This is a genomic window from Streptomyces sp. NPDC059787 (genome assembly GCF_042732315.1).
In the GTDB taxonomy this organism is placed as follows: Bacteria; Actinomycetota; Actinomycetes; order Streptomycetales; family Streptomycetaceae; genus Streptomyces; species Streptomyces atrovirens.
This window is the reverse complement of record NZ_JBHWHX010000021.1, coordinates 1-24,490: the sequence shown is the minus strand read 5'-3', so window position 1 is coordinate 24,490 and position 24,490 is coordinate 1. Positions and strand designations below refer to the sequence as shown.

19 protein-coding genes and 2 pseudogenes are annotated in these 24,490 nt (G+C 70.8%); 8 read left to right on the top strand and 13 right to left on the bottom strand.

Annotated elements, in window-relative coordinates:
- Positions 1-4 precede the first annotated feature (4 nt).
- Positions 5-997 (top strand): annotated as a pseudogene (locus ACFV5H_RS20875) (hydroxylacyl-CoA dehydrogenase); the annotation flags it as partial.
- Positions 998-1,457: 460 nt separating this feature from the next.
- A complete protein-coding gene (locus ACFV5H_RS20870; RefSeq protein WP_385196598.1) occupies positions 1,458-2,180 on the top strand; it encodes a glycoside hydrolase family 11 protein in 723 nt (240 codons plus the stop codon).
- Between the two features lie 179 nt (positions 2,181-2,359).
- On the opposite strand, the pseudogene ACFV5H_RS20865 reads toward ACFV5H_RS20870, so the two are convergent.
- From ACFV5H_RS20865 to ACFV5H_RS20850, 4 genes and pseudogenes are all read right to left on the bottom strand, one after another.
- Positions 2,360-2,542 (bottom strand): annotated as a pseudogene (locus ACFV5H_RS20865) (IS5/IS1182 family transposase); the annotation flags it as partial.
- A 249-nt stretch (positions 2,543-2,791) separates the two neighbouring features.
- Complete coding sequence (locus tag ACFV5H_RS20860) at positions 2,792-4,006, bottom strand: nucleotide disphospho-sugar-binding domain-containing protein (protein ID WP_385196595.1); 1,215 nt, start codon at positions 4,004-4,006, stop codon at positions 2,792-2,794.
- Positions 4,003-4,803, bottom strand: a complete 801-nt coding sequence (locus ACFV5H_RS20855; protein WP_385196593.1) for a MerR family transcriptional regulator — start codon at positions 4,801-4,803, stop codon at positions 4,003-4,005. Before ACFV5H_RS20855 ends, ACFV5H_RS20860 begins: the two co-directional genes overlap by 4 nt.
- A 1,043-nt stretch (positions 4,804-5,846) precedes the next feature.
- Positions 5,847-6,575: an SDR family oxidoreductase gene (locus ACFV5H_RS20850; protein WP_385196590.1), complete on the bottom strand. Its 729-nt coding sequence runs from the start codon at positions 6,573-6,575 to the stop codon at positions 5,847-5,849.
- 148 nt (positions 6,576-6,723) lie between these two features.
- Between ACFV5H_RS20850 and ACFV5H_RS20845 the strand changes: the two genes are divergently transcribed.
- Both ACFV5H_RS20845 and ACFV5H_RS20840 read left to right on the top strand, forming a co-directional pair.
- Positions 6,724-7,230, top strand: coding sequence for an NUDIX hydrolase (locus ACFV5H_RS20845; RefSeq protein ID WP_385196588.1), 507 nt, complete (start codon positions 6,724-6,726; stop codon positions 7,228-7,230).
- An 81-nt stretch (positions 7,231-7,311) separates the two neighbouring features.
- Positions 7,312-7,977 (top strand): MSMEG_1061 family FMN-dependent PPOX-type flavoprotein, encoded by a 666-nt coding sequence (locus tag ACFV5H_RS20840; protein WP_385196586.1) that lies wholly within the window; start codon positions 7,312-7,314, stop codon positions 7,975-7,977.
- A 279-nt stretch (positions 7,978-8,256) separates the two neighbouring features.
- Here the strand turns inward: ACFV5H_RS20840 and ACFV5H_RS20835 are convergent, their stop codons facing one another.
- The 7 genes from ACFV5H_RS20835 to ychF form a co-directional block, all read right to left on the bottom strand.
- The gene (locus tag ACFV5H_RS20835; protein ID WP_385196584.1) at positions 8,257-8,985 is read right to left on the bottom strand and encodes a hypothetical protein; all 729 of its coding nucleotides are present in this window, start codon (positions 8,983-8,985) and stop codon (positions 8,257-8,259) included.
- A gap of 10 nt (positions 8,986-8,995) precedes the next feature.
- Entirely contained in the window at positions 8,996-10,219 is a 1,224-nt protein-coding gene (locus tag ACFV5H_RS20830; RefSeq protein WP_385196582.1) for a protein phosphatase 2C domain-containing protein, read from the bottom strand.
- Between the two features lie 5 nt (positions 10,220-10,224).
- On the bottom strand, positions 10,225-12,246 hold the full coding sequence (locus ACFV5H_RS20825) for a protein kinase (RefSeq protein ID WP_385196580.1): 2,022 nt from the start codon (positions 12,244-12,246) through the stop codon (positions 10,225-10,227).
- Positions 12,243-13,301 carry a hypothetical protein gene (locus tag ACFV5H_RS20820; protein ID WP_385196578.1) on the bottom strand — a complete coding sequence of 353 codons (1,059 nt, stop codon included), beginning with the start codon at positions 13,299-13,301 and terminating at the stop codon, positions 12,243-12,245. The genes ACFV5H_RS20825 and ACFV5H_RS20820 overlap by 4 nt, the downstream gene beginning before the upstream one ends.
- Before the next feature lie 153 nt (positions 13,302-13,454).
- Positions 13,455-17,186, bottom strand: coding sequence for a HEAT repeat domain-containing protein (locus ACFV5H_RS20815; RefSeq protein WP_385196576.1), 3,732 nt, complete (start codon positions 17,184-17,186; stop codon positions 13,455-13,457).
- Positions 17,187-17,194: 8 nt separating this feature from the next.
- Positions 17,195-17,581, bottom strand: a complete 387-nt coding sequence (locus ACFV5H_RS20810) for a hypothetical protein (protein ID WP_385196573.1) — start codon at positions 17,579-17,581, stop codon at positions 17,195-17,197.
- An 802-nt stretch (positions 17,582-18,383) separates the two neighbouring features.
- On the bottom strand, positions 18,384-19,472 hold the full coding sequence (ychF, locus tag ACFV5H_RS20805; protein WP_385053226.1) for a redox-regulated ATPase YchF: 1,089 nt from the start codon (positions 19,470-19,472) through the stop codon (positions 18,384-18,386).
- A 182-nt stretch (positions 19,473-19,654) separates the two neighbouring features.
- Between ychF and ACFV5H_RS20800 the strand changes: the two genes are divergently transcribed.
- The gene (locus ACFV5H_RS20800; protein ID WP_385053229.1) at positions 19,655-20,236 is read left to right on the top strand and encodes a DUF6542 domain-containing protein; all 582 of its coding nucleotides are present in this window, start codon (positions 19,655-19,657) and stop codon (positions 20,234-20,236) included.
- A gap of 6 nt (positions 20,237-20,242) precedes the next feature.
- Here the strand turns inward: ACFV5H_RS20800 and ppgK are convergent, their stop codons facing one another.
- Positions 20,243-20,989 (bottom strand): polyphosphate--glucose phosphotransferase, encoded by a 747-nt coding sequence (gene ppgK / locus ACFV5H_RS20795; RefSeq protein WP_385053232.1) that lies wholly within the window; start codon positions 20,987-20,989, stop codon positions 20,243-20,245.
- A gap of 71 nt (positions 20,990-21,060) precedes the next feature.
- A complete protein-coding gene (locus ACFV5H_RS20790; RefSeq protein ID WP_385053235.1) occupies positions 21,061-22,080 on the bottom strand; it encodes a 4-hydroxy-3-methylbut-2-enyl diphosphate reductase in 1,020 nt (339 codons plus the stop codon).
- Positions 22,081-22,145: 65 nt separating this feature from the next.
- Between ACFV5H_RS20790 and xseA the strand changes: the two genes are divergently transcribed.
- From xseA to ACFV5H_RS20775, 3 genes are all read left to right on the top strand, one after another.
- Positions 22,146-23,369: an exodeoxyribonuclease VII large subunit gene (gene xseA, locus ACFV5H_RS20785; protein ID WP_385196571.1), complete on the top strand. Its 1,224-nt coding sequence runs from the start codon at positions 22,146-22,148 to the stop codon at positions 23,367-23,369.
- Positions 23,366-23,620: an exodeoxyribonuclease VII small subunit gene (locus tag ACFV5H_RS20780; RefSeq protein WP_385053241.1), complete on the top strand. Its 255-nt coding sequence runs from the start codon at positions 23,366-23,368 to the stop codon at positions 23,618-23,620. The genes xseA and ACFV5H_RS20780 overlap by 4 nt, the downstream gene beginning before the upstream one ends.
- Before the next feature lie 154 nt (positions 23,621-23,774).
- Positions 23,775-24,365, top strand: coding sequence for a malonic semialdehyde reductase (locus tag ACFV5H_RS20775; RefSeq protein ID WP_385053243.1), 591 nt, complete (start codon positions 23,775-23,777; stop codon positions 24,363-24,365).
- The last annotated feature ends 125 nt before the right edge of the window (positions 24,366-24,490 follow it).

Sequence of the window (24,490 nt, the reverse complement as noted above, 5' to 3'; positions counted from 1 at the left end):
GCGCATGACGGACCGCTGCCTCACGGTCCGGGAGGTCACCGAGTCGGCGGGACGGCCGACCACCCGGTTCCCGGGGACCTGCCGCCCGCGCCGGATCGGGACGTCCCGTGCGGGCCGCCCGATCCGGATGCTGTCCGTGGGACACGGGCCGCGCCACGTCCTGGTGGCCGCCCGTCCGCACCCCGACGAACCGGTCGGTGCCGTGACCGCGCCGGCGCCGGCGGAGTGGACGGCAGACGGTGAGCGACTGTCCGCCGCGGCCGATCCCGCCCTCGTCACCTGGGACTTCATCCTGTGCCCGGCCCCGGACGGCGCCGCGCTGAGCGAGGGCATCGAAGCGGCCACGGCCGGCCCCGGCCCCACCCTGGCGGACTACTACCGCAGCGCCTTCCGCCCGGTCACGGCGGAACAGCCGGAGTGGGCACCGATCGTTCCGCGGCGACTCCCCGAGAGCCAGGCCCTGTTCGACGTGATCGACGAACTGCGGCCGTTCCCCCAGTGCTCCCTGCACGGCGTCGAAGCGGGTGGCAGCGGGGTCCGAGAACATCGGGCTGTCCACCTGGTGCGCACCCGCGCGGTACGGGGGGTGTCACGGCGATCGTCGAAGTGCCCATGTGGGCGAGCGACATGGCCGACGACCCGTCCCCGCACCCGGAGACCGCTCGCGTTGCGCGACCTCTCCGGGCTGGTCCGGGAGGGCGGACGGCAGGTGGCCGCCGTCTTCGACGCGGCACGCGGATTCCTGCCGCCGCCCGGGGACAGCGCACCCGGGCGCGTACTGGAATGGATGGCCGAGGGCCTCTACGACCTGGTCGCCACGTCCCGGGAACCCCTCGCCCTCCAGGCCGCCGCCGAAGGTCGCCGTCTGACGACGGCCGAGATCTTCCCCCTGGACGTCGTGGTCCGCCGCCAGCCGCTCCGCGCGGCGGGCCCGCTCCTACGACTGCTGAGGGCGTCGGACGACGTGACCGCCCCGGCACTGCACCGCGAACTCGACCCGGAGGGCAAATCGCCACACGTTGAAGCGGAACCGTCCACGACAACGCCGCCCCCTGCCGGCCTCGGCAGGTGGGCGGAGCGCCGGAGTACCCTCCTCCCGCCTTCGAAACTTTCGAATTGACCGTACATACTTGCGTTCCGACCTGGTCCGAATCTCCCTTCGGGCCGCATGTCGATCCATGCTATCAGCTGTCTGAGCAGGCAATATGCGCCCATCAAACACTCCCGTGAGCGCAGATATGTTTCCGAAAGAATGCCGAAAGCATTGACAGGGTCATGAAAGTCTCAGAAAACTGAGGCCGCCGAAGCAGCGGACCGCGGTCCCCCGCGACCCGCGACGGGGCCCGGTCGCCCGGTACCGCACGACGGCGGGCACTCCGTCGCGTCCCATGCAAGGCCGCCGGGCGGCAGAAGGCCGCGCGGTCCCCCACCTGCCTTCATCGGAAGGAAACAGCAGCATGCACCAGGACGGCACGCAGCAGGACCAGACCCGGCAGACGATCATTCCCCCCGGCCTGAGCCGCCGGGGCTTCCTCGGTGGCGCCGGCGCCGCCACGCTGGCCACCGCGTCCGGGCTCCTGCTGCCCGGCACCGCCCACGCCGCCACCACCATCACCACCAACCAGACCGGTACCGACGGCATGTACTACACGTTCTGGACCGACGGCGGCGGCTCGGTCTCCATGACCCTCAACGGGGGCGGCAGCTACAGCACCAGGTGGACCAACTGCGGCAACTTCGTCGCGGGCAAGGGCTGGGCCAACGGCGGGCGCAGGACGGTCCGTTACACCGGGTACTTCAACCCGTCGGGCAACGGCTACGGCTGTCTCTACGGCTGGACCTCGAACCCGCTGGTCGAGTACTACATCGTCGACAACTGGGGCAGCTACCGGCCCACCGGCACCAAGAAGGGCACCGTCACCAGCGACGGCGGCACGTACGACATCTACGTGACGACACGTAACAACGCCCCGTCCGTGGAGGGCACCAAGACGTTCCAGCAGTACTGGAGCGTCCGCCAGTCGAAGGTGACCAGCGGCTCCGGCACCATCACCACCGGCAACCACTTCGACGCATGGGCCCGCGCGGGCATGAACCTCGGCCAGTTCAAGTACTACATGGTCATGGCGACCGAGGGCTACCAAAGCAGCGGCAGCTCGAACATCACCGTCAGCGGCTGACATCCGTCCCACGCGCGACCGGCTGCGGGCCCCGTCCTCATGACGGGGCCCGCAGCCGGCGTCGCCCCCTGAGGCCGAGGAGCCCGGCGATGCCGGTCGAAGCTGAGGGCAGCCTGAACCGGGAGGTGCCGGGAGAGCGGGAAGCGGCCCCGACAAAGCCGGGACGTGCCAGTACTGCCAGATGGTGCGGGTCCGGCGAGCGAGACGGCGATGGAGGCGCAGTGGACGCGGGAGGCCGCGTTGCCGGGTCGGTGGCCGTGGTCGCGGGCGAAGCGCCGGTGCAGCATGAGGGTGCCCTTGACCTGCTCGACCACCCGCCGCTTCGGTTGCGGGACGAAGCCCTTGCCCTCGTCGTCCGGGTACTCGCCGTGGATGTGCTGGGCCGGATCATCGGTGTGGTGATCCTCGCCGCGGGCGCTCAGGGCGACGAGGCCGGTATCGCCCTGCCGGACCAGGCAGCCGAACGATGCAGCCGGGCGTCTTCCTGTTCGCGTCCGGTCCCGTCGTCTCCTTCGGCACCGCGTCAGGCCGCACGGCTCCGACCTGAGGTTTCGCGCCCTGCACCGTCGGTTCGTGTCCGCCGGCGTCGGGTGGTCCGGAAGCCCGGGGTGTCATCCCTCGGTCAGTCGCCGGACGGCGTCGAGTGTCCGCCGTGCTCCGTTTTCGGTCGCCAGATGTCGTGCCGCTCTTGCGGCGGATCGGCTGTGCGCCTGCTGCTTCACTACTTGGCCGAGGGAGTCGGCCAGCCGTTCGGCGGTGAGGGACCGGAAGGGGATGGGGGCGGTGGCGGCTCCGAGGGCGGCGAGCCGCCTCGCCCAGAACGGCTGGTCCGCGGTGACCGGCACGGGGACCGCGGGCACTCCGGCACGCAACGCGGCGGCGGTGGTGCCGGCTCCGCCGTGGTGGACCACCGCGGCCAGCCGTGGGAACAGCAGGGCGTGCGGTACGTCCCCGATGGTGAGCACGTCGTCCCCGTCGGCGGTGAGTCCGGCACTGCCGGCCTGGAGAACGCCGCGCAGCCCGGCACGGCGCAGGGCTCGCACAGCGATCTCGCTCAGCCGTTCCCCGTCGCCGGACGCCATGCTCCCGAAGCCGATGAGGACGGGCCGGGGCCCGGCGGACAGGAAGTCCTCGAGGCCGGACGGCAGCCGCTCGGCCGGATCGTGATGGGGCCACCAGTTGCCCACGACTTCCAGGCCGGGGCGCCAGTCGGAGGGGCGGAGCACCAGGGCCGTGCTGAAGCCGTGCAGGACGGGCCAGTTCGCCTGTTCCTGTCGTCGGCGCGTCTCGGAGGGGGAGGCCGGGGGCAGCTGGAGGCGGTGGCGCAGCTGTGCGACCGCCTGTTCGTAGACGCGGTCGGCCATCCGCAGCGCGAAGCGTCCGGTTGCCCGGTTGGCGAGTCGGCCCAGTGAGCGAGAACCGGTCACGACGGGTGGGAAGTCGCCGGTCGGCACGGTGGGCTGGAGGTACACGCCGAGGCTCGGTGTGCCGGTGGCCTCGGTGAGGTGCCAGCCGAGCGGGGCCGTGGTGGTCGACAGCAGGAGCAGGTCCGTGCCTTTGTCCACCACGTCGGCGAAGCCCTGCCCCAGTTCGGTGATGAACGCGGCGGCGGTGCGCATCAGTTCACGTCTGCCTGTGCCGCCGCCGCGCATGCGTGTGTCGGCGGGCAGGCTGCGGAATTCCAGCCCCGCGTCGCGTGCGAGGGGCGCGAAGGTGTCGGTGGCGGCGAGGGCGACGTCGTACCCGGCTCGGCGCAGTTCGGTGCCCAGGCCGGTGTAGGGCGCGACGTCGCCGCGCGATCCGGCCGCGGCGATCATGATCCTCATCGGTCCTCCTCGGAATCGGTGCCGTCGCCTGTGTGACGGGCCGCGTTGGCGTAGACGGCGTCACGCGTGTAGGCGGCCAGGCCCGGCCGTTGCTGCGAGGGCGGAACGACCAGAGCGAACGCGCGCGAGTCGGCGACGAAATCGTCCGCGATGCGCCGGTGAATGTCGGGCGGGCAGGAGGTGAACCAGCGTGCGATGTGCAAGCGGTGTTCCTCGGCGAGGTCCATGGCCCGCTCGCCGTCGCTCGGCTCCCCCTCGTCGAAGGCCGCGAGCAACTCCGCGCGCCAGGCGGCGGCCTCGCCCATGAGCCGGCGCCAGTCCTCCTTGGTGTGGGCGGTCGCGCGCGCCATCGCCTCGCGCTGTCCTTGCGAGTGCGCCCACTTCAGCTCTGCCTCGGTGGCATAGCTCAGGTCGAAGGTGATCTCACCGAAGACCTCGGAGCGTTCCTCGGGTGTCAGGGGCACCCCGGTCTTCTGGACCTCTATCGCCCGTTCCGCCACCTTGGCCAGCCGTTGCAGCCTGGCGATCTCCTGGTTCAGCTGCCGCTGCCGGGCAAGCAGCCGCTCCAGGGCGTTGGCCTGCGGATCCTCGAAGATCGCGGCGATCTCCTCGAGCGGGAAGCCGAGCTCACGGTAGAAGAGGATCTGCTGGAGACGGACCAGGTCGGCCTCACTGTAGAGCCGGTAACCGGCGTGGCTGCGCTCGCCGGGTGAGAGCAGTCCCGCCTTGTCGTAGTGGTGCAGCGTCCGCACCGTCACGCCGGCCATGGCCGCGAGCTGCCCCACGGAGTAGCTCATCCACCTGCCCTTTCGTCGGTACACAGCCTCGAGCCTGACGTAGGGGGAGGGTCAACTCGCGTTCGGCCGAGGGCATGGCGAGGGGCGCGGGGGAGCCCTGTGCCGGTCGGGTGGCGCAACGCGCCCCCCGGACAGTGTCGGAGACTCGTTCCTGCAAGGGCGTGCCGAAGGGGGAACGGTGAGAAGTCGGCGTTGGGCGGGCGTCACCACCGCAGTCATCTGCACAGCGGCCCGCACCGGTCAGGGGGCGGCCCTGCCATGCCGGAGAACGTGACGGCCACACCCTCGTGGCGGTTCTCGGCCGGCCCCGACAGCTCACTGTCCAACGACGCCGAAACCCGCCCCACGGTGAGCCTGGACATCACCAGCCGGGCAGAACGCGACGCCGTGGTGCACATCCGTGTCGGCCGCGCCGATCCCCAAGGCCCTCCGCCGACACTGGAGCAGAGGTCCGGCATCCACACCTGGCGTCCGGTCACGCCGACCACACACGCACACGACGCCACCGGCTCCTTCCCCCTGGATGTCCTCCCTGGTCAGAATCCGGCGTCGCTGCGGATGGATCCGCACGCACGCCCTGCCGAGCAGGGCACCGCCATCCCCGTGGACATCACAGCGCGCGACGGCAGCCACGCCCTCGGCCGCGAGCACCCGCGCATCGACATGACCGCTCTCACCATCGTGGCGACTGCTCCCGACCAGCCGGCAGACGACGTTCCCACGATGCGGCGCGACGGCGGGTGGAAGCCGGTCGAGTACACGATCACCAATCACGCGCGCAGTGACGTCCCGCCATCCGCATGCGACTGGAACTCACGTGCGAGCCGGATGCTGCCGGGTCATGGGACCAGCCGCCGACGGCAGCCATCACACACTGGTCGAGGCGGTCGGCCGACGCCTTCACCTACGCTGAAACGATTCGGGTGGGCCGGCGCCCGGCGGCAGGAGGAGGCAGAAGAGCACGCCCTCGTGACCGGGAGCCATCGGCGGTGGGCTTTCGGACCTGACGCCGGTTGTCGTGCGTCGACATGCGGGCGCATGGGTCAGACCTGTTCGTAGTGGAACGCCTTGATGAAGCAGTCGCGGGGCTGGGCGACGGCGAAGAGGACGCACTCCACGAGCGAGTGCGCGGTGAGGGCGCTCTCGGCCTCGCGTGGTGTGGTCTCCCACTCCTCGGAGAGCGGGTCGGGGTTGACGAAGTCGGGCGGGTAGAGCGAGATCACCCGGACTCCTTGGGAACGCAGGCGCTTGGAGAGGATGTCGGTGAACCCTGCCTGGGCGCTCTTGGCCGCGTAGAAGGCGTCGTGCGCGTCCGACCGGTGGTGGCCCGGTGTTCCGCATGCGGAGACCATCGTCACGACATCCGGTGTCTCCGAGTTGAGCAGGAGGGGGAGGAAGCTCTTCGTGGTCAGGACGGTGCCGGTGACGCCGGAGGCGATGGTGTCGACGACGTCGGCGTCGGTCGCGGACAGCAGGTCCGGCCCTTCGAGGTAGCGAGAGCCGTTGTTGACGAGTACGTCGATACGGTCCGTGTGTTCCGCGACACCGGAAGCGAAGTCGCGGATGGAGGCGGGGTCGGTCAGGTCGCAGGCGAAGGCGTGCACCCGCTGATGGCCGCGGTCACGGATCTCGTCGCCGACTCGTCGGGCGGCGGCGAGGTGGCGTGCCGAGAGGAAGACCTCGGCGCCGAGGTCCGCGAGGCGGATGGCCAGCGTTCGCCCGAAGTCCCGTCCGGCGGCCGTGATGACGACGCGGCGGTTGTCCCACCCCATGGTGTCGCTCCTGGTTCGTGATCGGTTGGTACGGTGCACGGCGGCTGACGTCCGCGTCGTTGGCGGCCCGCTCTCCGGCTGCTGTTCGCTGCCACCGACCACGCCGAAACCGGCAAGCCGCGCAAGGGCCGGCTCTACGCTACCGGTCATGCCCACTCACAAACGGTCGTTCACCGTCAACGATGGTGTCGAGGTGCCCGCCCCCGGCGCGGACGAGGTCTGGACCGTCGGTGCTGTCATCCTCAACCGGGAGGGTCACGCCTTCGCCCAGAAGCGGAGTTCGGACCGTCGCCTGTTTCCCGGTGCCTGGGACATCGTGGGCGGTCATGTCGAGGAGGGGGAAACGCTCCTGGCGGCTCTCGCACGCGAAATCGAGGAGGAGACCGGCTGGCGCCTGACCCACGTGCGGCGGTTGCTCGGCACCACGACCTGGACGGGGAACGACGGCGGTGGCCTGCGTCACGAGGCCGACTACCTGGTCGAGGTCGACGGCGACCTGGACCGCCCCAGGCTGGAATGGTCCAAGCATTCCGCCTACGACTGGTTCGGCCCCGGCGATCTCGCCCGCCTCAAGGAGAACTGCGGACCAGGGGAGTTCATGATCCACGGCCTCGTAGCACGTGCCATCGAGGATCGCCCGGACACGTCCCGGTGACCTGCGTCGGAGGTTCTTCGGGCAGGAGGTCGTTCCAGTTTTCCGGCCCAGGTCACCAGGTCACCTTCTAGGGTCGTCCGTATGATGATCGACGCCGATGCCGCCGGCTTGCTCTTCGAATCCCTCCGGGCGGACGCCCTCACCAGCCCGGACCAGCTGCGCGAGCTGTACCCGCAGCCGAACCCGAACGCGCTCCGCAAGGAGACCGACCGCCTGACCGAGGAGACCCGGGCGCTGATCGCCTGTTCCTCACTGGTGTTCGTCGGCAGCGCGGACGCCGAGGGCCGGGCGGACGTGACACCGCGCGGCGGCCCGGCCGGGTTCGTCTCGGTGCTCGACGAGCAAACCCTGGTCATCCCCGACGCGACCGGCAACAAGCGACTCGACACCCTGCACAACGTGCTGCGGACCGGACGCGTCGGACTGCTCTTCCTCATTCCCGGCCGCCCGACCACGCTGCGGGTCAACGGCCGCGCCTGCGTCTCGGCACGTCCGGAGCTGCTCGCCCGGCTCACTCCCGTCGGCAAACCGCCGGTCACGGCAATCGTGGTGCAGGTCGAACAGGTCTATCCGCACTGCCCGAAGTCACTGATGCGCGCCGGCGCCTGGAAACCGGAGCAGTGGGTACCCGCCGACGCCCAGCCGACCAGCGCCGAGGTGACCCTGGCCCAGCTGGACCTGCCGGGCCTGACCGTCGACCAGATCGAGGAGGCCGAACGGGAGTCACTGCGCCTGCGCTACGAGTGAGTCCGGTCCGGGAGGGCGTTCACGTGGCGCGTCCGGCGATTCGGCGCTCGACGGGACGCGCACCGACGGTCAGCCGGTGAACGGAATGCCTGCGGCCCCGGCGCCCACCACGCGGTCCGCTTCGGCCGGTCCGGCGGCCTCTGGAAGCAGGGAGTCAACGCCCTGGCCCGCCTCCGCGACCACCCCGGTCACCCCCTGCCGGGCACCGCCGCTGGACGGACCTCCACCACGCCTTCGCCGACGGCTGGACCCGGCCGGCCGTGCCGGTGCCGTCGGCCGTCAGTGGAAGCGGTGGTGACCGCAGGCGACATGACGGAGGGTGAGCATGTCGGCGGCGCCGAGCAGACCGCGGGTCAGGAAGTACTCGGCGAGTTCGGCGCGGCTGGGACGCGTGGCGGTGTCCGGCCACAGCTCCGCCCTGACCTCTTTGAGTACCTTGTCGACGTAACCCACGCTGAAGCCGGCACACTGCGCGGCCACCGCTCGGTCCCTCAGGTCCTGGAAGGCGGGGTCCCCGGACAGCCAGGGGGCCAGGACGGCGACCAGAACGGTTCTGGACGACTGCTGAACGAGCATGCGCTCCACCTGGGGGGTGGGTTCGGGGCCGCGGTAGGTCATCGTCCCCGACTGGGTCTCGGCCTCCCCGTCCGGTTCGGCCGCCGGCCCGATCACGACGCCGACCTGGATCTCGCCGTTCGGCCCGAAGTAGAGGACGGTCCGGCCGGGGCCGAGGCGGACCGCTCCGCCCTGGCCGACCTCTTCGTACCCGCCGCGCGGGAAGGCGACCCTGACGCGCCGGCTCCCGGACTCGTTCAGCAGCATCCAGCGGTCGGCGAGGTACCTGATCAGAGCGCAGTTGGGCCGGCGTGAGATGAAACGGCCCCTCTCCTCGTCGTCCGGGGCGATCACCTGCCGGGTGAGGTAGAAGGTCCGCTCCGGAACGAGCTGGTAAGACCGCAGACCACTCGGGCTCTGGAGCTCGATGGCCGCTCGTGGTGCGACGTGCATGACCCCCCGATCATTCACTGAACAGAAGTGGCTGCTCGATTGATCCGCTGAGGACCACATCGGCGACAATTACGGTGATATTATCTGTTCCTCCCGCTTTGAGAGCAGACTTCATCAGAATCGAAGCGGCTTCCGCGGGCGCCATGTCGGCGGTCGCCAGAATCAGCCGGTGCAGCTCCCGCTCGTCCAGGTCGGCCGGCAGCCCGTCGCTCGACAGCACCAGCCGGGTGTCCGGACAGGCGTCGATCGCCCACAGGTCGGGACGGACCGGTACGGATGAGCCGATCATCCTCAGCAGCGGACCCTGCGGAGCGGAGTGCGGCATGGTGATCTGTCGCACCGCCGTCCGCTCGGGAGGCACCGCCCAGACGTAGCCGTCTCCGACGTGCGCCCCCATGATCCGGTCGCCGATCACGGCGCAGGCGTCCAGGGTCGTGGCCATGCCCCGCAGTCGTGGATTGCCCTTGACGTGCTGCAGGACGGCCGCGTTGGCGTCCCGGAAGCCTCCCTGGAGGTGATGGTGGGTATGCTGCGCGCCGCGCCGCCAGGCCTGGACCACCGCCTCGACGGCCAGCTTCGACGCGACCTCGCCCGCCGGAGCACCGCCGACACCGTCGGCCACGACCAGCAGATCCGTGTCCGCGAAGTGGGAGTCCTCGTTCCGTCGCCGGTGCCGGCCGGCCGTGGTCGCCGCTCCGGCGTGCAGCCACACCTCGGCGCCGTCCTCGCACTGACGCTGCGGGACCGTCTCCGGCAGTTGCACCGACTCCCGTGGAGCCCCGGCGTCCGGGGCCTCCGGACGCTTCTCGGGTGGCAGCGCGGGCAGCGACCTGCGGGGGGTCAGGATCGGTTCGGCCGGGTGCTGCTCCTCCGCGGAGGTCTCGTCCTGCGCGGGAGGCCGCCCGGCGGAGGCCGCCGGCGGACTGAGCGCCGGCAGTGTGCGCGACGGCTCCCGCAGCCGGGGCGGGGCACCGTGGCCGGGTGTCCCGGGGGTGTGCCTCTTGGCAGGCGTCGCCGCACGGACCCCCTTCTTCGGCGCACCGCGATCGGCCGGCGGTCGGCCGTGCGGTGGCGCGGACGGTTCACCGGGCCCGGCCGGGGCGTCGTTCCGGGGCCGGGGACGGTGTACGAGGGGGAGACGCAGTTCTCTCACCATGAGGATCACCACCGTGAGAAGGGAGACGGTCACGACGACGGCCGCGACGACGGCCATGAGGTTCGCGAGTTTCAGCATGGCGGCTACTCCGACTCCGTCTCGGTGTCCGCCTCGTCGCTGAGGCTCTCCTCCGCGCCGCGGGGCAGGCCGCTGAGCGCGATGTCCGGTCCGACGGACATGGCCAGTGCGTTCGGATCGTCCCGTATCAGTTCCTGGGTCACCTGGTGCAGCATGAGCAGCGCGTTCTTGGCCGGTGTCGCCTCCTCGTTCTCGGTGAGGCGCTGGTGCCGATCGTAGGAAAGCCACTGGTCGGCCAGGTCCGCGACGTTCTTGGGCAGGCCCGGGACCAACTCGTCCAGCCGTGCCGGACGGTGGCTGCGCTTCATCAGTTCCGCGATGTGCATCATGTCCGGGTCCTCGGAGAGGGTGTTCGCCTCGCGGGACAGGGCGGGTTTGCCGGAGATCAACCAGTACAGCAGGCTGCCCATGGCGTAGATGTCCGACAGCCGGGACCGGTCGTCGCGGAACTTGGTCACCGTCATCTGCTCGTAGGACATGTAGAACGGGGTGCCGCGCGGGCGGTCGCTCTGAGTGGAGTTGGCTTGCGAGAACTGCTTGGCCAGGCCGAAGTCCGCGAGCGCGGGACGCAGATTGCGCTGCTCGTCGTCCTCCCAGGACAGCAGGACGTTCTGCGGCTTGATGTCCAGGTGAGCGATGTCCTGCTCGTGGACCGCGTCGAGACCCCACAGCAGCTGATCGACCATGATCAGGCACCACTCCAGGGGCCTCGTCCTGACCACGCCGCGTCCGTAGACCGCGAGCGAACCCGGTACGTAGTGCGGGGTGACCGTCCACAGCCACTTCCCGGTCGCGCCGCTGTCGAGCACCTTGACCGCCCAGTCGCTGCGCACCTTCTCGGCGGCCTCCAACTCCCTGCGCCACTCCTTGGCGTTGCGGCCTTCCTTCGACAGCAGCTTGATGACGAAAGAGGCCGGAGTCCCCGGCTGGTGCAGGTCCCGGCAGAGCAGGACGGCGGCCGCGTATCCGGGGGTGTCGGCGTTCGGCAGATCGCCCACGACCTGCCACCGGCCGGCGAAGGTGCTGCCGGGCGGCACCACCATGACCGGTGCGTCCACGTCGTCACTGACGCTCTCGGCCGGTCGCTCCCCGGGCTGTCCGGACGGGTCCTTTCCGTCCACCCGGACGCCGGTCCCGGACCGCCGTCGCCAGGAGGCGTCCCCGCCGCCGAGCCGGGCCACGGCGTCCACGGTGGTGGGGGTGATGACCGACGCGTTGCGGTGCGCGAGGTCGGTCACCATCCGGACCGGCAGCAGGAGCAGCCGGAGGGCCACGTGCACCAGCGCCACGAGCAGCAGCCACACACCCATCAGCGCGTAGTCCACCGCCCAGCCCACGGCGAGCGACCCCACGCTGGTGATGGCGGCCGTGGCGCCACCGGCCGCGTACGCGGCCACGCTGTCCATCCCGGTCGCGGCCTTGTCCCCGCTGGTGGTCAGGTAGGCGCGGTAGCAGCCGAGGATGATCGAGCCCACCACGGCCACCACCGACAGCACGTAGACCGCGCCGGTGACGGCACGCTTGACGCTGCGCGGCTGCTGGTCGAGCGGACCGACCCGGTGCGAGTTGCGGTCGGCCAGGACGAACGGCAGTCCGCCCAGCACCAGCGTCCCGCCGACGAACACCCAGGCCACCGACTCGGCCATCTCCAGTTCCGGACCGCCGGCGTGGATCACGCCCTTGGTGGGGTGGTACTGGTCGGGGGCGAAGATGGCCTTCGCGGTCAGCGAGACCAGGTAGTACTCGGACCTGACGAACAGGAACGCCCCGGTCACCGCGATGATCGCAGCGATCAGCGGCCACACCGGCCAGCCGCCCTTGGAGATGCCGTGCCGGGCGGCGGACACCGCGCGGCCGGTGTTGTCGGCGGCTGCCTGGAGATCCGCCGTCACCAGCCCGAGGCAGTACGCGCACCACTCGGCCACGGCGACGGCGACAGTGTGCAACTGCCTGCGCAGGAAGGCGGACAGCGGCAGCAGCAGGAGACAGGCGACGCCTGCCCAGACGACGACCGGAATTCCGCTCACGCGCCGCCTCCGGTGGAACCGGCGGAGTTCTCGAAAAGGTGCTCGGGATATCCGGGACGAGTGATGGAGACCGTGGAAGCGCCGAGCTCACGGAACTTCTTCGTCCACCGGGTTTTCCGCGCATCACACCGGACGGCCTGCGAACAGGAGAAGTTCACCACCGAGACCGTCGCTCCGGCCATGCGCGCCGTGGACTGCTGCTGCAATCCGTCGGGGTCGAGGTCGGACGCCATCACGAGGTGGCGGGGGCCCTTCCGGGACGGGTCGGCGAACTGCTCGGACGCGTTCTTGAGGCAGCCGCCGAGGTCCGTTCCCGATTCGGACGCCGACACCTTCAGGGAGTTCAGCCTCCGCCCTTCCGCGCGGGCGGAGGAGACCGCCTGATCGTGCAGTTCGTCCCATCGCTCGACGAATTCCTGCGCGTTTCCGGAGACCCGGCTGCCCTGAAATGGAGCGGAACTCGCGCCGACGGCGGCCGGCCTGCCCCGCAGGGCCGGGATGTCCAGCTTCAACTTGGGCGGTTCGCCGTACGTGTTGACCCCGATCGTGTAGACGTAGACGGTGCTGGCCTTCCGACCAGGTACGACGAGCTTCGGCAAGGCCTTGGCGACCGCGCTTCGCGCCGACTCCCGCTCGGCGGTGGGGTAGGAGCTCGACGTGTCGAGGCAGACCACGACGACGGCGCCGGGCCGGGTCGCAGCCGGAAAGGAGTCGTCACTGATGCTGGCCGCCCCGGAGTTGGAGCTCCCCGACGGGGAACACGCCGCACAGACCGACGCAGCGATCAGAAACGAACCGGAAAGAAGAATTCTCCGCAGTCGCCGACCGCGAAACGTAATGCGCATGATCAACCCCCACGCATGATCTTTCACCGAAGGGTGCGTGAAAGCACCGACGGACGTGACGGCATGAACAGCCGTCGCAGACGAGAAACGAAGAGACGAGAACCGCGCCGTCACGGTCGACGGCGAACTCACACAGCCGGCGTGCTCCGCGTGAACCCCCGGCGCCACAGCCCTTGACCCCGTGACGACAATTCCAGCATTGCCGTCCATGCGGCGGCCAGTACGAAGCCTCGTACTCTTTCGGCGACCCCCCGCCGCCGTACCCCTCCCTCGGACTTTCCCTTGCCATCTTGCCGAAAACAACCGTTCCGGAACGGTCTTTCGGTGAAACCGGTGCGGCCGGTCCGGCGCCGGCCGCCCGTCTCAGACCAAGTCCCCGGCGTCCGGCTGCTCCCGCAGGGCGGTGAGAACGGCAAGGTGTTCCCCGGCCGACAGCCCGACCGGCCACGGCTGCTCCTGCCGCAACGCCTCTTCCACCGTCTCCGCCGTTCCCGGCAGGTGCGGCCATTGCCAGACCAGCATCCGCATCGCCAGTTCCCGCAGAACGGGATCGGGATCGTGGCGTGCCCGGTCGTGGACCAGGGCCTCCGCCTCCTCCTGGCCCAGCAGCCAGTGCCGGAAGGCAGCTTCGCGCGGAAGTCGCATCAGGTCGTTCGCCGCCCGGTCGGCGAACAGCGCCCGCACCTCCTCGTCCGCCGGGTACCGCTCACCGAGGAGGTCCAGCGCCGTGGCACGCGGCCGGGCGTCGGGGTCGTCGACGGCGCGCTCGATCAGCAGGCGGCGCACCTCGGGATCGTCGGGCCACTGGGTTCCCAGCATCTGGAGCGCGACCACCCGGGGATGGCTGTCGGGCTCGTCCACCGCCCGCTCCAGCAGCAGCTCCCGGGCCCGAGTGTCACCGTCGGGCCACTGACCGGCCAGCAGCCGCACCGCGGCGGCGCGCAGCAGCGGATCACCCTCCCCGACGGCACGGACCAGCAGCAGATCCGCGGCCCGCTCGTCGGTGAGCCGCCGTCCGGCGACGATCCGCAGCGCCTCCAGACGGGTCGCCCCGTTGCGGTCGTGAGCCGCGCGGTCCAGCAGCACGGCGGCCACCCGCTCGTCGTCGGTCCGGCTCTCGCCGAGCAACCGCAGCAGAAAGGCACGCGTCCCGCTGCGCGGGTCCTCAGCGGCCCTGCCCAGCAGGAACTCCCGTACGTCCGGGTCGGCGGAGCACCGGTCGGCCAGTGCGCGCAGCGCGGCCTCGCGCACCGAGGTTTCGCCGTCCTCCACGGCACGCTCGCGCAGCAGGGCGGGGTCCAGGGTGTCCTGCGGCCACTGCTCCGCCAGCAGCGTCAGCGCGGTGGAACGGACCAGCGCGTACTGGTCGGAGGCGGCGCGCTCGCGCAGCAGGGCCGGGACGTGCTCGCGCGGCTCATAGTGCTCGGCGACCATCCGCAGCGCACCGGCTCGTACGGCGCCGACCGCGGAGCCGAGCGCGCGGTACGCGAGCGCGCGTACCTGCGGACGGCCGGCCCAGTGCTGACCGAGAAGTCCGAAGGCGATCCGCGCCACATGCTCGGACCCCGTGTTCTCGGCCTGCGCGCAGAGCACCTCGGGAGTCCGCTCGTCGTCCGCCCACCGCTGGGCCAGCGTCATCAGCGCGGCACCGCGGGCGTAGTCGCTGGGCTCTTCGGCGATGCGTCGCAGCAGCAGCGCCCGCACCGGCTCCTCGCGCCACCAGTGCTCGCCCAGCATCTGCAGCGCGGTACGGCGCACACGGTCGTCGCGGTCGGTGACGGCGCGCTCGAGCACCAGCTCCAGACCACGTCCGTCCCGAGGGTGACGCTCGGCCAGCACGCGCAGGGCGGCTGCCCGGATGCCACCGCCCTCGTGGAAGCGGGCCAGTGTCCGCAGCCGGGCCGGCTCCTCGTACAGGTGGCAGGCCAAGTGCGCGGCGGCGGACTCCTCCGAGATGACCAGCCCGCCGTCCTCGTAGAAACGGTACTCGGGAACGAACTGTCCGCTCAGATGGAACCAGCGCAGGTAGCGGGCCCGCCCCTCCCACGACTCGGGCAGACCGGCGAGGACCGGTCCCAGCTCCCTCAGACCGTCGCCGGAGCCGACCGACAGGGCGGTGGTGAGTTCGTCGACGACCATCCTGCTCTGTGCGGCGAGCAGTTGCGGCCGGCCGAACTCGGCCAGACAGCGCGTCGCCAGGACGAGGATGCCGGGATCGGCGCTGCGCCGGTACAGGGCGAGCAGGTGCTCGACCATGGCCGCCGCCTCGCGGTCGTTCAGCTGACCGGCGAGCAGCAACAGCACCTCACGCCAGGAGGGGTCGGCGGCGTGCCGGGTGACGACTTCGTCCAGCAGGTCCCGTACGTCGGTCCAGCTCCGCCGGTCCCGGTAGCGGGCGGCGATGTCCCGGGCGACCAGGTACTCCAGGAAAGCCCGGTGGACGAAGCCGTACACGTCACCGCCGTAACGTGCCAGGATGAAGTTGCGTCGCCACAGATGGGCGAGGAGCGCGCGGGCACCGGCCCGCACGTCCGGCTCGGACAGCGTGTACTGCTCCAGGAACTCCCGGAAAATGGCTTCGAGTTCGCTCCTGTGGATCTGGTTGCCGGCGATGCCGAAACGGCCCCCCTGCATGCGGCGGGCCAGGAACTCCAGCAGTTCCATGCGCTCGTCGGGCCCCAGTACGTCCGCCACGGCGGCCGGCAGCGTCTCGTCCAGCAGCTTGGCGTCGAGGTCCCAGTGCGCGACGAGCACGCTCACGGCGTGGTCGTAGACGCCCCGGCGGTGCCTGGGCAGCGAACGCCGTCGGCCGATGATGGCGAGGATGGTCAGCAGCAGCGGATTGCCGGCCAGTTCCCTGATCTGCCGGGACCGGTGCAGCGCGCCGACCAGCCGGCCGCTCAACTGGTCGGCCAGTCCAGGATCGTGTGGGCAGGCGATCGCGTACCAGCGGCGGACGAACGTCTCGATCTGCGGCTCGTCGAGATCCTGGAGCACATGGTGCCCGAACCCGGCCTCGTCCAGTACCGCGTCCTCGTACCCGATCGTCCGGGAGGTGACGACGACCCGGGCCAGAGGGTTCGCCCTGGCGAACTCGGCGATCCTGCGCTCCATTTCCCGGCGCAGACGCGGAGCGAAGATTTCGTCAAGACCGTCGAAGACGACCAGGGCCCGTCCCTGTTCCAGCCGTAGACGCAGGACCTCGTACGGGACGGACAGCCCCTCCTCGCTGTGCAGATGGCGCAGCAGAGCCTCGAAACCGACCTCGTGCCAGCGGGGTTCAGCAAAGCGGCGCAGCTCGATGATGACGGGGAGGGTGCCGGCGAGCGCGTCGAGGGCGGTGTGCCCTCCGCCAGGGGCAGGGCGGGGCGGTTCGGCGTCGGCCAGAAGTGTCAGTGCCACGTACCGCGCGACGGTGGACTTGCCCGATCCGGGATTGCCGAGCAGGACGACGCAGCGGTTTCCCGGTGCGGCCAGCAGGGAGAGCACGGACTGGCGGAGCCGCCCGAGGTGGGCGCCGCGCGCGCGGACGGAGGTAAGCGCGTCCGTCGGCCAGGTGAGTTGATCCGCCGACAGTTCACCCTGCTCCAGCAGCCGCCGAACCAGTTCCCTGGGCAGGTCCGTCGGCCGGGACTCGGCCCGCACCACAGAAGGGACGAACACGTCCTGGAGACGGACGACCGGCTGCGGGTGCTGGTCGTCCAGCGGGGTGATCACAGCGAGGTCGAGGCGTCCGTAGGTTTCGCGCATGCGGTGCGCGTACTTGCGGATCGCTGCGTCGATCTCTTCGGGGGACGGTTCGGGTGTCGGGTCGGGGGCCACGGTGAGCAGGACGTTTCCATCACCGGTGATGATGGGGCCGACGTCCCGGGTGACCACGACGGCTCGGTCGCCCTGTGCCTGGGCCGTGAGGGCGGGGGTGGCAGGGAGAAGAGGAATAGCCGTGGTGACGGGAGGGGCCGGTGCGGGGACGGGTGGTGCGGGGACGTGCGGCTCCGGCACGGCGGGGGCGTCGGCCGACGGCCCGGAGGCGGGTGCCTCCAGGGCCGTCGCGGCGTCCGTGCCCGGAGAGCGGCGGCGGAACAGACCGGTCATGTGGCGTATCAAAGGTGCGTACCATCCCCCGTGATGATCTCCTCGGCGTTGCCGTCCACCGCCACAGCGCGTTTTCCCGACGCCGACACGTCCGGCCGGGGGGCTGGGGAGGGCGTCGCCGGGAGAGTGGCGGGGGGCGTGGCCGGAGGAGCCGGCGCCGGTGCCGTGGGCTGGACCGTATTGTGGTCACCGGTGATCACCCGCCCGGCGTTGCCCCTGACGGCGGCCGCCCGTTCGCCACCCGCACTCACCGTGCCGCCGATGTGGTCGCCCGCCTTCACCAGGGTGAACACGGACAAGGCGAGACCGGCCAGCGCGACCACTCCGCTGACCACACTGGCGACGGCACCGGCCGTGCCCAGATCCACCACGATCGCCACGACGATCAAGGCCACGATCGCGGCTCCGCAGACGAACCCCACGACCCAGGGCCATAACCGACGCGTAGGTGTTGGTGCCATGTTCGCTCTTTCCCTGAAATACGCCCTGTTTCCCGGCTTCTGCACGCGGGCGCACCACTGTAGGGGCCTCACCACCCTTCCGACAGTGATGGAGAGCAACTTGGGAGGCGCCCGCGGCGATCGCGCGGGCCGAATACGACCGAGGGGCTGGACGGCCGTCCGTCATCCGCCGTACACAGCGCTCAGCCACCTGGCAACGGCGGCATCGGTGTTCAGGATTCAGGGAGAACCGGGCATCGTCAGGTCGTGACCCCGCCCGCGGCGAGCCGGTCACTTCCCGGCCACGGACGGCGGGTGAACTGAGCATCGAGCCGCGGGAACCGGTGGGCACGCATCGCCGCTTCGAGGTGGTTCCCGGAGCTCAGACCAAGGTCGACCGGGGAGACGGGGGACAAGATCCTCTCGCACGTCCGCCCCGGGTGCTCGGCGTGGACGACTTCGCGCCCTCGGCTACCCGCAGAAACGCCGGAACGAGGGCGAGCGCGGCGCCAGGAGCCCGCACCAGGAGCTCATCGCCGGGGGAAGGGATCAGTAGGTCCGGCGGCCGGGCAGGGTCGCGTAGCGGACCGGGTCGCTCACCCCCGTCGCACGGCACGCCCGCCCGTGGTACCCGCGCAGCACGTCGGCGTCCAGCACGAATCCAGCACGGCAGAGATCCAAGGGCCTGACCCCGAAGAGCCAGACCCCACTCGGCCTGCATGTCCGCCGGACCAGCGAAATGGTGTCAGGTCACCCGCTACACGTTGAAGCGGAACTCCACCACGTCCCCGTCCTGCATCACGTACTCCTTGCCCTCCATGCGGGCCTTGCCCTTGGCGCGGGCCTCGGTGACCGAGCCGGTTTCGACCAGGTCCTCGAAGGAGATGACCTCCGCCTTGATGAAGCCCTTCTGGAAGTCGGTGTGGATGACACCGGCGGCCTCGGGGGCGGTGGCGCCCTTCTTGATGGTCCAGGCGCGGGATTCCTTCGGGCCGGCCGTGAGGTAGGTCTGCAGGCCGAGGGTGCGGAAGCCGACGTGGGCGAGGGTGGCGAGGCCGGGCTCGTCCTGGCCGACGGACTGGAGGAGTTCGAGGGCCTCGTCCTCGTCCAGCTCGGCGAGGTCCGCCTCCAGCTTGGCGTTGAGGAAGATCGCCTCGGCGGGGGCGACCAGGGCGCGCTGCTCGTTCTTGAAGTCCTCGTCGGTCAGCTCGTCCTCGTCGACGTTGAAGACGTAGAGGAAGGGCTTCGTCGTGAGGAGGTGCAGGTCGTGGAGGAGTTCCGCGCGCTCGGTGCCCTGGACGATGCCCTGGGAGAAGAGGGTGTCGCCCTTCTCCAGGATCTCCTTGGCCTCCTCGACCGCCTTGACCTTCGGCGCGATGTCCTTCTTGATCCGCGACTCCTTCTGGAGGCGGGGAAGGACCTTCTCGATGGTCTGGAGGTCGGCGAGGATCAGCTCGGTGTTGATCGTCTCGATGTCGTCCTTCGGCGAGACCTTGCCGTCGACGTGCACGACGTTCTCGTCCTTGAAGGCACGGATGACCTGGCAGATCGCGTCGGACTCGCGGATGTTCGCGAGGAACTTGTTGCCGAGGCCCTCACCCTCCGACGCGCCGCGCACGATGCCGGCGATGTCGACGAAGTCGACCGTGGCCGGGAGGATCCGCTGGGAGCCGAAGATCCCGGCCAGCTTGGTGAGGCGGGGGTCGGGGACACCGACGACGCCGACGTTCGGCTCGATCGTGGCGAACGGGTAGTTGGCCGCCAGCACGTCGTTCTTGGTCAGGGCGTTGAACAGGGTCGACTTGCCGACATTCGGCAGACCGACGATTCCGATCGTGAGCGACACGTTGCGACTTCCCGTACGTGAGGATGGGGGACGAGGACCGGCCGACTGGGCTGTGTGGGCCGATCCACCAGTCTACGGCGTGGCCGCCCGCGGCCCGGCGACCCGTCGAACGTCCGGCCGGACTGCGATCCCCGGCGTGTCTGATGGACCGTTCGGCACATAAAACGACCTACGTTGGTTCAGTGGAGCAACACAGGACACGACCCGCGCGGTACGGACGGTACGGACCGCGACGTGACAGGCCGGCCGAGCCGCCGCTGCCTCCGCAGGCGGGGCGGACGGGGGGCGGGGTCGCGCGGGCCGCCCGGCCCGTCCGTGTGCCCGAGGGCCGGCCCGCTCCCCCGCCCGCGATCCGGCAGCTGCCCAACCCCCGGCTCACCGGGCTGGGCCTGAGCCTGTTCTGCGGGCTGGTGATGCTCGTCCTCGGTCTGCTGACCGAGGCCCTGTTCGGGGCGTCACAGACTGTGTACGGCGTGCTCTTCCTGCCGGTGTGCGTGCTGACCGCGCTGTGGGTGCGCGAGGGGGACCTGCTCATCGCGCCCGTCGTGGTGCCGATCGCCTTCGCCCTGGGGCTGGTCCCGCTCACCGACGAGGGCGGCGGCGGCACCGCCGACCGGCTGATGGGGATGGTGACGGGCCTCGCCACCCAGGCCGGGTGGCTCTACGGCGGGACGCTGGTCGCGAGCCTGCTCGTGCTCGGCCGCAGGGTGCGCCGGGTACGCGTGATCAACCGGCGCGCCGCGCGGAACCGTCCCCGCCCCTGACGTCCCTCAGACGCCCGTCGCCGCGCGCATCGCCGCGCCCACGATGCCCGCGTTGTTCTGGAGCTGGGCCGGGACGATCTCCGCCTTGATGCCCTGGATGTGGTCCAGGAACTTGTGGGACTTGCGGCTGACGCCGCCGCCGATGACGAACAGCTCGGGCGAGAACAGCATCTCCACGTGGGCCAGGTACTTCTGCACCCGGTGCGCCCAGTCCTCCCACGACAGGTCGTGGTCCTCCCTGGCCTTGCTGGAGGCCCGCTTCTCCGCGTCGTGGCCGTGCAGCTCCAGATGGCCCAGCTCGCTGTTGGGGACGAGGACGCCGTCCACGAACAGGGCGCTGCCGATGCCGGTGCCGAAGGTCAGCAGGATCACCGTGCCCCGGTGGTGGCGTCCGGCGCCGAAGTGCATCTCGGCGACGCCGGCCGCGTCCGCGTCGTTGACCACCGTCACCGGCAGGCCGCCCAGCCGGTCGCCGAGCAGCACGCGCGCGTCGGTGTCGATCCAGCTCTTGTCGACGTTGGCCGCCGTACGGATCGTGGTGCCGCCGGTGACGACACCCGGGAAGGTGACCCCGACCGGTCCGGTCCAGCCGAAGTGGTCGACGACCTGCTTCACGCCGTCGGCCACCGCGTCCGGTGTGGCCGGGTGCGGGGTGAGGACCTTGTGGCGCTCCTGCGCCAGGTCCCCCTTGTCCAGGTCGACCGGGGCACCCTTGATCCCGGAACCGCCGATGTCCACGCCGAAGATCTGCATGTCCCTACGTTACGACGTACGACGGACAGTCACGTCAGGCGGCCTCCGTGACCGTCACACCCACTCCGCCGTCACCGCGCGGAATCCGTCCCGGAGCCGCCGCGCTCGGCCACCAGGGCCGCCGCCTCCTCGCGCAGGTCGCGGCGGAGCTCCTTGGGCAGGGAGAAGATGATGGACTCCTCGGCGGCCTTGACGAGCTCGACGTCCTCGAAGCCGCGCCCCGACAGCCATTCCAGCACCTGCTCGACGAGGATCTCCGGCACCGAGGCGCCCGAGGTGACGCCGACCGTGGTCACGCCCTCCAGCCAGGCCTCGTCGATCTCGTCGGCGAAGTCCACCAGGTACGCCGCGCGGGCGCCGGCCAGCTTGGCGACCTCCACCAACCGCTTGGAGTTGGAGGAGTTGCGCGAGCCGACCACGATCACCAGGTCCGCCTCGGCACCCATCTGCTTGACCGCGAGCTGGCGGTTCTGCGTGGCGTAGCAGATGTCGTCGCTGGGCGGGGAGATCAGCTGGGGGAACTTCTCCTTCAGCGCGTCGACGGTCTCCATGGTCTCGTCGACGCTCAACGTGGTCTGGGAGAGCCAGACGACCTTGGAGGGGTCGCGGACCTCGACCTTCGCGACGTCGCCCGGCCCGTCGACGAGCTGGATGTGGTCGGGGGCCTCGCCGGAGGTGCCGATGACCTCCTCGTGGCCCTCGTGGCCGATCAGGAGGATGTCGTAGTCGTCGTTCGCGAAGCGGACGGCTTCCTTGTGGACCTTGGTGACCAGCGGGCAGGTGGCGTCGATGGTGGCGAGGCGGCCGCGCTCGGCCTCCTCGTGGACGACGGGGGCGACGCCGTGCGCGGAGAACATGACGATGTTGCCCGGGGGGACTTCCTCCGTCCGTTCGACGAAGATCGCGCCCTTCTTCTCCAGGGTCTGCACGACGTACTTGTTGTGCACGATCTCGTGCCGGACGTAGACGGGAGCCCCGTACTGCTCCAGGGCCTTCTCGACGGCGATCACGGCGCGGTCCACCCCCGCGCAGTAGCCACGGGGGGCGGCGAGCAGGACACGGCGGCCAGGCGAAGCGGTCATGCGTCCCATCGTAAGGCCGCGCCCGGGGGCGCGGTCACGGTGCGTTGTCGGTGGGGCGCACTACTCTCGCGGACATGGCTCTCAACACGTCTGCGGAAGCGCCGCTGCCCGTCGGTGAGGTGTCGCGGCTGATCGGGGGGTGGATCGACCGGCTCGGCGCGGTGTGGGTCGAGGGGCAGATCACCCAGCTGTCGCGGCGGCCGGGCGCCGGGGTGGTGTTCCTGACGCTGCGCGACCCGTCGCACGACATCTCGGTGGGCGTGACCTGCTACCGGCAGGTGTTCGACGCCGTCGCGGACGTGGTGAGCGAGGGCGCGCGGGTGGTGGTGCACTGCAAGCCGGAGTGGTACGCGCCGCGCGGGCAGCTGTCGCTCAGGGCCGCCGAGATCAAGCCGGTGGGGGTCGGGGAGTTGCTGGCGCGCCTCGAACAGCTGAAGAAGTCGCTCGCGCGGGAGGGTCTGTTCGCGCCGGAGCGGAAGAAGCCGCTGCCGTTCCTGCCGCGGCTGATCGGGCTGGTGTGCGGGCGCGCCTCGGCGGCCGAGCGGGACGTGCTGGAGAACGCCCGGCTCCGGTGGCCCGCCGTCCGTTTCGAGGTGCGCAATGTGCCCGTACAGGGGGTGCACGCGGTGCCGCAGGTCGTCCAGGCCGTGAAGGAGCTGGACGCGGTCGACGACGTGGACGTGATCATCGTGGCTCGGGGCGGCGGCAGCGTGGAGGACCTGCTGCCGTTCTCCGACGAGCAGCTGGTGCGGGCGGTGGCGGCGTGCCGTACGCCGGTCGTCTCCGCGATCGGGCACGAGCCGGACAACCCGCTGCTCGACCACGTGGCCGACCTGCGCGCCTCCACGCCGACCGACGCCGCGAAGAAGGTGGTGCCGGACGTGGGCGAGGAGTACGAGCGGGTACGGATGCTGAGCGACCGCGCGCGGCGCTCCGTCCGGGCACTGCTGGACCGGGAGGAGCGCGGGCTGGCGCACGCGCTGGCCCGGCCCTCGCTGCAGGATCCGCACCGGATGGTCGACGCGCGCGCGGAGGAGGTCACGGCGCTGCTGGAGCGGAGCCGGCGCAGTCTGCGGCACCAGCTGGACCGGGCCGACTCCGAGCTGACGCACACGCACGCGCGCGTGGTGGCCCTGTCCCCCGCCGCGACGCTGAAGCGCGGGTACGCCGTGCTCCAGCGGGCGGACGGGGGCGCGGTGCGGGATCCGGCCGAGGTGGAGGCCGGTGAGGTGCTGCGGGCGCGGGTGTCCGAGGGCGAGTTCACAGTTCGAGTCGATACACAGAGGGTGGACGGATGACCGGCAGGACGGAGCAGACGGCGGCGGCCGAGGCGCTCGGGTACGAGCAGGCGCGGGACGAGCTGATCGAGGTCGTACGACGGCTGGAGGCGGGCGGTACGACTCTGGAGGAGTCCCTCGCGCTCTGGGAGCGGGGCGAGGAGCTGGCCGGGGTGTGCCGGCGCCGGCTGGAGGGGGCGCGGGCCCGGCTGGACGCGGCGCTCGCGGAGGAGAAGAAGGAGGGTGGGGCGGAGGACGCCGGGGATGTCTGAGCTGTGAAGTGGATCACCGGGCTCCATATTTAGTTGAGCGTTGAACTTCATAGGCGTACCGTCGAACCCGTCAACCGGTCCGTGGTTCCTACACGGACATCCGTGGCCCCGCCACGGACAGACGGGCCGACGTACCCCCCAAGAAGGTTCACGCATGTCACTCGCCCTTGACCCCGCCGCCCAGGACCTGCTGTTCCGCGAGGCGCGCACCGCCAACACGTTCACCGACGAACCGGTGACCGACGAGCAGGTGCGGGCGATCTACGACCTGGTCAAGTACGGCCCCACCGCCTTCAACCAGAACCCCCTGCGCGTCACCCTGGTCCGCTCCCCCGAGGCCCGCGAGCGCCTGGTCGCGCACATGGCCGAGGGCAACCGGCCCAAGACGGCCTCCGCCCCGCTGGTCGCGATCCTCTCCGCGGACAACGAGTTCCACGAGGAGCTGCCGCAGCTCCTCCCGCACTTCCCGCAGGCCAAGGACGCCTTCTTCAGCGAGCGCCCGGTGCGTGAGGGTGCCGCCGCGGTGAACGCCGCCCTCCAGGCCGCCTACTTCATCGTCGGCGTGCGCGCCGCGGGGCTGGCCGCCGGCCCGATGACCGGCTTCGACTTCGAGGGCGTCCGCAAGGAGTTCCTCGACGACGACCACACCCCGCTGATGATCGTCAACATCGGCCGCCCCGGGCCGGACGCGTGGTTCCCGCGCTCCCCGCGGCTGGAGTACGAGCAGGTCGTCACGACCGTCTGAGCATCAGTACGGCGCATGTGGGGCGGGGCCCCCCCCCCGCGGGGGGGGACGCGCGGGCCCCGCGCCGCGGGGGGTGCGGGCCGGGGGGAGGGGGGGGCGCGGACCGCGGGGGGGGGGGAGCAGGG

Excerpts from the sequence above, each read along its gene's own strand:
- ACFV5H_RS20870 (WP_385196598.1), top strand. The coding sequence starts at position 1,458 with ATGCACCAGGACGGCACGCAGCAGGACCAGACCCGGCAGACGATCATT.
- ACFV5H_RS20860 (WP_385196595.1), bottom strand. The coding sequence starts at position 4,006 with ATGAGGATCATGATCGCCGCGGCCGGATCGCGCGGCGACGTCGCGCCC.
- ACFV5H_RS20855 (WP_385196593.1), bottom strand. The coding sequence starts at position 4,803 with ATGAGCTACTCCGTGGGGCAGCTCGCGGCCATGGCCGGCGTGACGGTG.
- ACFV5H_RS20850 (WP_385196590.1), bottom strand. The coding sequence starts at position 6,575 with ATGGGGTGGGACAACCGCCGCGTCGTCATCACGGCCGCCGGACGGGAC.
- ACFV5H_RS20845 (WP_385196588.1), top strand. The coding sequence starts at position 6,724 with ATGCCCACTCACAAACGGTCGTTCACCGTCAACGATGGTGTCGAGGTG.
- ACFV5H_RS20840 (WP_385196586.1), top strand. The coding sequence starts at position 7,312 with ATGATGATCGACGCCGATGCCGCCGGCTTGCTCTTCGAATCCCTCCGG.
- ACFV5H_RS20835 (WP_385196584.1), bottom strand. The coding sequence starts at position 8,985 with ATGCACGTCGCACCACGAGCGGCCATCGAGCTCCAGAGCCCGAGTGGT.
- ACFV5H_RS20830 (WP_385196582.1), bottom strand. The coding sequence starts at position 10,219 with ATGCTGAAACTCGCGAACCTCATGGCCGTCGTCGCGGCCGTCGTCGTG.
- ACFV5H_RS20820 (WP_385196578.1), bottom strand. The coding sequence starts at position 13,301 with ATGGACGGCAATGCTGGAATTGTCGTCACGGGGTCAAGGGCTGTGGCG.
- ACFV5H_RS20815 (WP_385196576.1), bottom strand. The coding sequence starts at position 17,186 with ATGACCGGTCTGTTCCGCCGCCGCTCTCCGGGCACGGACGCCGCGACG.
- ppgK (WP_385053232.1), bottom strand. The coding sequence starts at position 20,989 with ATGCAGATCTTCGGCGTGGACATCGGCGGTTCCGGGATCAAGGGTGCC.
- ACFV5H_RS20790 (WP_385053235.1), bottom strand. The coding sequence starts at position 22,080 with ATGGGACGCATGACCGCTTCGCCTGGCCGCCGTGTCCTGCTCGCCGCC.
- xseA (WP_385196571.1), top strand. The coding sequence starts at position 22,146 with ATGGCTCTCAACACGTCTGCGGAAGCGCCGCTGCCCGTCGGTGAGGTG.
- ACFV5H_RS20780 (WP_385053241.1), top strand. The coding sequence starts at position 23,366 with ATGACCGGCAGGACGGAGCAGACGGCGGCGGCCGAGGCGCTCGGGTAC.
- ACFV5H_RS20775 (WP_385053243.1), top strand. The coding sequence starts at position 23,775 with ATGTCACTCGCCCTTGACCCCGCCGCCCAGGACCTGCTGTTCCGCGAG.